We start from the raw sequence: 1,124 nt of genomic DNA on the forward strand, positions 1-1,124 counted from the left end.
AAGCCGACCAACCTCCCAACTGAATGCACTCATTCCAACTGTGGGAGCGAGCCTGCTCGCGAAAGCGTCCTGCCAGACAAAATCAAAACAACAGAGCAAACGCCGCACATAAACATAACCCCGCAACCACGTTTAAAGTACACGAACCGTAACGCCATACCGGCTACAACGCCTTGCGCCGTTACCTACGCGTACGCCAGAATCCGCCGGCTTACACGGCTATGGGGCGGGCTATATCGTTTCCCGGTCACTGAAAATCAGTGATCGGGTTTGGTAGCCCGTCTGTAATAGCTGTATGGCAACACCTATGCAGTCCCTTTGCGGGGCTCGGTTTTATGGTGGTCATGCGTGGGGCTCACTCGTGAGCGCCGGGTTCCTATTGCAGCCGGTCTACCAACCCGCGTATGGCCACCACCCCTCGTTTGGTAGCGAGAGTGATGGCTCCTGAATAACTGCAATAGGAGTACATCCATGTTCAAAGCCACACCCAACCCCCCGGACACCTCTATCCCGTACGACCCAGCCCTCGACCCGCAGAAGGTAAAAGCGGCCACCGCCCGCGCCATCAACTTCTACCTCAACCCCGGCGCCCTGAAGATCTCGATCCCTTCAACACCCTCAAGCAAATCCAACAGAATCTTCCTCATCGACCCCACCGTGGACGAGGAAACCTTGCTCGTCGAAGCCTGCGAATCGTTAGCCGCCGCCAGCGATATGGCCCGCGATATTGGCGACGTCGTCGACCACCGACAGCGCCGGGCGATGCTGATGCTGCATCAGGTGATCATGCTCAGTGAACTGATGGTCAACCGAGTCCTGGACGGCCGCCGCATCCCGAACTAACTGCCCGGTCCTCTGTAGGAGCTGCCGCAGSTGCGATCTTTTTGATGTTTGTTTTTTAAAAAACAAGATCAAAAGATCGCACCTTCGGCAGCTCCTACAGGGTGGTTCATCGGTTGTTGCATTCGGTTGCTTTGACACCATCGCCACTCTGCGGCACAGTGCGCGCCCTTCTAATAAGACCCTCTTTGCCAATCCGCCGGTTAACCGTTGGCGGACTCATCCTGTCTGGCGGTGGTGATGTCATCGCCGTGTTTTTGAGGTAATGAAATGAATGCAGTGAT

At 55.8% G+C, this 1,124-nt stretch carries 1 protein-coding gene; it reads left to right on the forward strand.

Annotation, left to right across the window (positions count from 1 at the left end; genetic code table 11):
* Positions 1–471 precede the first annotated feature (471 nt).
* Complete coding sequence (locus HT737_RS26315; RefSeq protein ID WP_182404303.1) at positions 472–843, forward strand: DUF6124 family protein; 372 nt, start codon at positions 472–474, stop codon at positions 841–843.
* Positions 844–1,124 lie beyond the last annotated feature (281 nt).

This window comes from Pseudomonas sp. MD195_PC81_125, from assembly GCF_014060985.1.
GTDB lineage: Bacteria > Pseudomonadota > Gammaproteobacteria > Pseudomonadales > Pseudomonadaceae > Aquipseudomonas > Aquipseudomonas parakoreensis.

Bases quoted from the DNA above. Each gene is read 5' to 3' on its own strand.
- HT737_RS26315 (WP_182404303.1), top strand. From the start codon at position 472: ATGTTCAAAGCCACACCCAACCCCCCGGACACCTCTATCCCGTACGAC.